This window comes from uncultured Dialister sp. (assembly GCF_900541605.1).
Taxonomy (GTDB): domain Bacteria; phylum Bacillota; class Negativicutes; order Veillonellales; family Dialisteraceae; genus Dialister.
Window position 1 is genome coordinate 1 of the sequence record NZ_UQKJ01000128.1, and the last position, 4963, is coordinate 4963.

The 4963-nt window shown below is 52.8% G+C and carries 4 protein-coding genes; 1 reads left to right on the forward strand and 3 read right to left on the reverse strand.

The window, feature by feature from the left end; genetic code table 11:
- Positions 1-312: 312 nt before the first annotated feature.
- Positions 313-1644, forward strand: a complete 1332-nt coding sequence (brnQ, locus tag QZR21_RS07910; protein WP_296974781.1) for a branched-chain amino acid transport system II carrier protein — start codon at positions 313-315, stop codon at positions 1642-1644.
- Positions 1645-1749: 105 nt separating this feature from the next.
- On the opposite strand, the gene QZR21_RS07915 is transcribed toward brnQ, so the two are convergent.
- From QZR21_RS07915 to QZR21_RS07925, 3 genes are all read right to left on the reverse strand, one after another.
- A complete protein-coding gene (locus QZR21_RS07915; RefSeq protein WP_296097664.1) occupies positions 1750-3042 on the reverse strand; it encodes an ATP-binding protein in 1293 nt (430 codons plus the stop codon).
- A gap of 523 nt (positions 3043-3565) precedes the next feature.
- Positions 3566-3907 carry a branched-chain amino acid transporter permease gene (locus QZR21_RS07920; protein ID WP_296097663.1) on the reverse strand — a complete coding sequence of 114 codons (342 nt, stop codon included), beginning with the start codon at positions 3905-3907 and terminating at the stop codon, positions 3566-3568.
- Positions 3904-4617: an AzlC family ABC transporter permease gene (locus QZR21_RS07925; RefSeq protein WP_296097660.1), complete on the reverse strand. Its 714-nt coding sequence runs from the start codon at positions 4615-4617 to the stop codon at positions 3904-3906. Before QZR21_RS07925 ends, QZR21_RS07920 begins: the two co-directional genes overlap by 4 nt.
- Positions 4618-4963 lie beyond the last annotated feature (346 nt).

The window sequence follows — 4963 nt, forward strand, 5'->3', positions numbered from 1 at the left end:
GGCTGTGAATAATTAGCGCTTGTAAAAAGCCCATTTAATCAGCGTTTCCCTAGCTGTCAGGAAGGCTGGTCCGCCTGCAGCGCTTCCCCTCGATGTTTTTAATAGCCAGGCATGCCGTAGGCTGCCCGTTTTTTCTAAAAGCTGGCAGCCCCCGCCCGTTCGCCACCTGAGTTCATCTACACACCCGCGGCGAAGCCTGCCCCTCCATTCTCTTCACTCAATTCTCAAATCTATCTTCTTAGCATTTCCCCTTCATATGTGATAAAATAGTAAGGCATGCTTTGAAAGATTCAAATAAAGAAATGGGAACTTATGAAAAAATCATCGAATGAATTTATCGCTATAGGGCTCATGCTGTTTGCCCTCTTTTTTGGTGCAGGAAACCTGATATTTCCTGCGTTCATGGGGCAGAATTCCGGATGGAATACCTGGTACGCCACCCTGGGATTCCTCATCACCGGCGTAGGCATTCCCTTCGCCTCGGTGCTCGCCATCTGTCTGTCCGGAAAGAACCTGGAAGAACTGGCCGGCCGGGTGCATCCGGTGTACGGCGTCCTTTTCAGCTGCGCCCTGTACCTTACCCTCGGACCCTTCTTCGCTGTCCCCCGTACAGCCACGGTTTCCTATGAAATCGCCATCTCCCCCTTCCTGCCTCCAGAGATGAAAGATGTGGGTCTCTATATTTTTGCCTTCCTCTTCTTCCTCCTGTCCTGGTATCTTGCCATTAACCCATCGAAGCTGGTACCCCGTATCGGGAAATGTATCACCCCCCTGCTCCTGGTATTCCTTTTCCTCCTCATCGCCGCCTCCTTCTTCCATCCCATGGGGCCCTGGATGGAACCGGCCGCCGCCTATGACACGCCGCTGAAGGCCTTCTCTTCGGCCCTGCTGGACGGATACAACACCATGGACTGCCTGTCGGGCCTCGTATTTGGCGTCATTGTGGTGGAATCCATCAGGCTCTACGGGCTCACATCGGGCCGTGAAATCGCCGGGGTTGCCCTGAAGTCCGGCCTCATTTCCACATTCTTCATGACCCTTGTTTATGCCGCCCTCTGCACACTGGGTGCCTCTTCCGTGGCCGTACTGGGGCATGTGGAAAACGGGGCTCCCGTGCTCGTAGGGGCTTCGTCCTTCTACTTCAGAAGCCTGGGCAGCGTGATTCTGGGCATCATCGTCATCCTGGCCTGCCTCACCACATCCATCGGCCTCACCGCCTCCTGCGCCGCCTACTTCAACCTGCTGGTGCCCCGGTTCTCCCACAAGGCCTGGGCCACCTTCTTCACCATCTTGTCCTTTGGCGTCGCCCTCTTCGGCCTTTCCTCCATCATCAAAGGCGCCATTCCGGTGCTCCTCTTCCTCTACCCTCTGGCTATCTGCCTCATTCTCCTCACCTTCCTCAATGACTTCTTCCACGGCAGCCGGAAGGTCTACGTCCTGGCCACCGTCTTCACCTTCATCCCAGCCCTGAACGACGGACTCAAGGCAGCGGGCTTTGCCATCACTCCCCTGGCAAAGTTCATGGAAACCCTGCCCCTGGCTTCGTCCAACATGACCTGGATTCTCTTCTTCGCCGCAGGACTCATCCTGGGCATCCTCTGGGAACACCTCACAAACCTGGACCACGGGACAGCGGAAGAATAAGACAGGAAATGAAAAACCGCGTTGAAAAGCAATCTTTTCAACACGGTTTTTTTGCGTAATAAATAAAAGAATTGAGGTCCCGACGCTTCGCGGCAAATACAGCCCCTACAGGAGACAATGCACTCCATAAAGCGGCATGTTCAGCAGGTGATCCTGCTTTTCACAGGGATTCATGGAAAGCCGTACCGCCAGGGAAGGCGCATATTTTTCACAATAGGCGCAGAGACTTTTCGCGTGAACCGTCTGTCCCGCTTTCACTTCAATGGGCACCACATTTCCCTCATGCTGGACCAGAAAATCAATTTCGTACCGTCCATTTTCGGAAAGCATATAGAAAAGGGACAGATCCAGGTCAGCAATCATCTGCTGGCAAACATACTGCTCCGTCAGGGCCCCTTTGAATTCTATAAAAATCCGGTTTCCCTCCAGAATGGATTTCGCATCGAGTCCACTCAAAGCTCCCAGAAGGCCAGTGTCCAAGAAGTACAATTTATAGGCATTTTCTTCTGCATAAGCCTTCAGCGGTACTGCCGGTTTCGTGACACGGTTCACCCGGGTAATAAGGCCACAATCCATCAGCCATTCCACGGCCATCTCAAAATCTTTGGCCCGGGCTCCTTTTTTCACCTGGCCAAAGAAAAACTTCTTATTTTCTTTAGCCAGCTGTGCCGGAATAGCATGCCATACCATACGGACCCGAGGCAATTCACGGGGATCCATGTGCTTACTGAAATCGGCTTCGTACATTTCCAGCAGCTCTTCCTGCATTTTCCGGACAGCTGCATAGTCCTTATTTTCTGAAAAGAATCGGACAATTTCCGGCATGCCGCCGGTGTAGTAATAATTTTTTAAAGCCGTCACGTATTTGTCATGGAAAGCGTTCATCATTTCCATATCCCTGTCGTCCAAAAGGCGGGCAAGTCCTTCCTCCCCCTGGGCCATAAGAAATTCATAGAATGACAACGGATACAGGGACAGAGTATTTACTTTACCTACAGGATAGGAAATGCCTTCATGCAGCGCCACCCCCAGCATGGATCCCGCTGCAATGACCGGATATTCCGGCCCGTTTTCACAGAAATATTTCAAGGCGGAAATCGCAGCTGGCGCTTCCTGGACCTCGTCAAATATAATCAGCGTGTCCCTGGGTGTCACGACCACGCCGGTTTCAATATTGATGGCCATCAGAATCCGCTGGATATCGAAATCCTGGTCGAAAATATGCTGCATCACCGGGTTATGGTCAAAGTTCACATAGGCAGTCTTTTTAAAATACTTTTTCCCGAATTCCTGCATGAGCCAGGTCTTCCCTACCTGCCGGGCTCCTTTCAAGATCAGCGGCTTCCGGACAGGAGAATCTTTCCACTCTACCAGCTTTTTCATCAGTGCTCTTTCCATAAGCCTCCTCCTTCCCATTTTTTGTAGGGAATATCTGCCTGTATTTTACATTTTTTGTAGGGATGAATCAACTCATAATCACATTTTTTGTACTATAACGAAAGAATTGAGGTCCAGCCCCTTCGCGGCGGATTGGCATGCTGACGGGTAGAGTCACCGGCACGGAGCTGCTAGCGGCTAGCTGTTAGCTTCCAGGAAAACAGGGCAGCCTGCGGCAAAAAAAGATAGATTTGAGAATTGAGTAAAGAGAATTGAGGCCTGGCGGCTGCGCCGCAAATGCATCCCCTCTGTCAGCTGCGCAGATTCCGCCTCTTTGAGGCGGATCCATCCCCTGCCCTTTGGGCTGCCCCCTTCTCCAAGGGGGCACGCTTTATGTGGATAGCGTCATTCGTGCTGAGATGTTTGCTATTAGCGGCAAAGCCGCTGTTTCTGTCTGACGTCTGCAATCTGATTGTCTGATGTCTTAGATGCGGCGAAAGCCGCTGGACCTCAACTCTCAACTCTCAAATCTCAAATCTATCTCTTACCCTGCAAACACATACTGCACGAGCCCCATGTAGCACAGGGTGCCCAGGGCCATGGAGAGGAGCATCTGCCGTTTCCAGAGATGCACCGCCACCGTGAGGATGAGGGCGATGGCCTCAGGAATGCCGTGGGAGCCTTTGAGGAGGGATACGTCCTTCAGGCAGTACACCACAAGAAGGGCGAAAACCGCCGACGGCAGGGCTTTCCCCAGGTATTTCACATACGGCGGCAGCCGGCTGCCGGGCTTGAAGATGATAAATGGCAGGAACCGGGTAATCATGGTGCCTGCAGCGCAGATGAGGATCGTGGCCACCTGCTGCCAGAAGGGCATATCCGTCATAAGAAGCCACCTGCCTTTTCTATGGGTTTACGAAGCACCGTGAGGGCTGCGAGCATGCCCACCATGGCGGGAATGATAAAGTTATCGGCGCCAAAGATAAGGAGGCTGCCGATGGAGAATACAAAGCCGATGAGGGCGGTGTAATGTTTCCCCTCCTTCAGCCACTGTTCCAGGAAAATCACCACGAACATGGTGGTCATGACAAAGGAAAGGCCCCTGGAATTGAAATGGAGCACATTCCCCAAAAGGCCCCCCATAAGGGCGCCGGACACCCAGTAGGTGTAATTCAGGAAGGACACCCAGAACATATACCAGTGCCGGTCTATGTCGTAGGGGATGGTGGCAGAATAATTCAGGGCAAATGTCTCGTCGCACATCCAGAAAATCAGGAACGGTTTCTTCCAGCCGCTGCCCTTGTATTTCTCCAGCATGGACAGACCGTAGAAAAGATGCCGTGCCTGTACCGTGAGGGCCACGATGAAATCCTGCCAGGGCGCAAAGGGCGAAATGAGCATGGACACCGTGACGAACTCCAGGGAGCCGCCGAAAATGACCATGGCCATGAGGGTGGGATACAGGAAATTAAATCCCAGGGTATGCATGTAAAAACCGTAAGCAAAAGCCAGAAACCAGAACCCTGCAAATATGGGGAGCGTATAAGGAAAAGCCTCATGCAGCGCCCGCAGGGCTGGAGATTTTGTAGAACTCATAGTACCTCCTTATTTAGACGCAACATTTTTATTGTAGTCCGATGAAACACAGGGTGCAAGGGGGGATCGAGATCGAGATTGAGATCGAGGGCAATAGCCGCTTTGCGGCAGACATGGTGGATAAGGGCATGACCATACAAGCGGAGCCTTGTGCCTTGAGCCTTGAGCCTTGAGCTGGACAGCCGCTTCGCGGCAGGGGTGTGTGGCCGAGTCTGGTGCGAACGGATGGGGGCTTCCAGCTGCTAGCTGCTAGCTGCCAGGAAAGCTCATCCGCCTGCGGCGCTTCCAACAGCTAACCTCCGTCGCCTTCGGCGCCACCTCCTTCCCAAGGAAGGAGGCTAACCAT